The following is a 1,213-nucleotide window of genomic DNA, read 5'->3' on the forward strand; positions in this document are numbered from 1 at the left end:
CCACCGACCAGCCGCAACACCTTCTCGTCCTCGGGCGTGAGGCCCTTGAGACGGTCACGGACCGACACACCCGACGGACCAAGGGAAACGAACGGCACATCGATCCGCCGGAGATTCTTCCTCGGCCCAGTCACGCCATCCCCCTCCCCGTCAGTACCACCACCCTGGCACACGCTACTGACAGTCGCCTCAGCCACCCGACAAAGCCGTGATCGAAAACAAACTCATGGACACCGAAGTACACCAAAACGACCTCAATCCCCAGCAGTTCAGAACCCCTCAAGTCCCCGGGCCCGGACGGCCGTTCCCCCACGGCCGCCCGGGCCCGGGCATGTCCGCACCCCTCGCCAAAGCCGTGTGTCGACGCCGTGTGTCGACGCCGTGTGGGAGGCTGGCGCGACGACGACGGCGGGAGACGGGACGGAGGGCCGGCGAAGTGGCGTTCGGGGGCGAGGTCTGGCGGCTGGTGCGCCGGGAGGAACTGCTCGGCGAGATCGTGATCGACGGGTCCGACTTCCCGTGGCTGGAGGGGCGTTTCGTCCCCGCGCCGGCGTTCGCCGCGGTGAAACCGTGGTTCGACGAGTCGCTGGCCCTGCTGGAGGCGGACGAGACCGAGCGCTTCGACGCCGCCTACGACCGGATCGCCGACGCCCTGTCACTGGTGGCCCCGTCGGGCCCGGTCGCGGAGTTCCTCCTGCACATCGAGGACGACCGCGCCTGGTTCAGGTGGAGCGACGAACCCTTCGACGAGGACTGAGCCCGGCGGCCGGCGACGGTTCATTTCTTGCCGGGGCGGCCCACCGACAGCTTCTCGCCGTCCACCAGCAGGCCGAAGAACGCCGCCGCGAAGATCGACAGCGCCGGCGCGGCCGCGGACCGGTCCGTGAGCCCGGTCATGAGCGCACCGGTGAGGGCGCCCAGGAAGGTGAAGCCCAGTAGGGCCCACCAGTAGCGCCGCTGCCAGGGCCCCTGGGGGTTCGCCAGGGTGCCGATGATCAGGCTGGCGATCCCGGACAGCCCGAGCTGGCCCAGGTCGGCCGCGTGCTCCCGCGACATCTCGTAGCCGAGGAACCCGATGATCAGCGTGAGCCCGGCCATGGCGATCCCCGCGACCACGCCCTCCGGGATGCCCAGGACCGCCGCGGTCTTGCTGCCGCCGGGACTGCCCGGGTCGGCGGCGGGACCGTCGGCCTCCGGCGGGGCGGGGTTCACC

The 1,213-nt window shown here is 70.7% G+C and carries 2 protein-coding genes; one reads left to right on the forward strand and one right to left on the reverse strand.

The annotated features are described in order from the left end of the window. Nucleotides 1-436 precede the first annotated feature (436 nt). Nucleotides 437-757, forward strand: coding sequence for a hypothetical protein (locus AB0O00_RS40335; protein WP_363659635.1), 321 nt, complete (start codon nt 437-439; stop codon nt 755-757). Between the two features lie 20 nt (nt 758-777). Here AB0O00_RS40335 and AB0O00_RS40340 read toward each other — a convergent pair. Further along, a partial coding sequence (locus AB0O00_RS40340) for a hypothetical protein (protein WP_363659636.1) occupies nt 778-1,213 on the reverse strand: 436 nt, incomplete at its 5' end.

Origin of the sequence: Kitasatospora sp. NPDC093558 (assembly GCF_040683475.1) — a bacterium.
In the GTDB taxonomy this organism is placed as follows: domain Bacteria; phylum Actinomycetota; class Actinomycetes; order Streptomycetales; family Streptomycetaceae; genus Kitasatospora.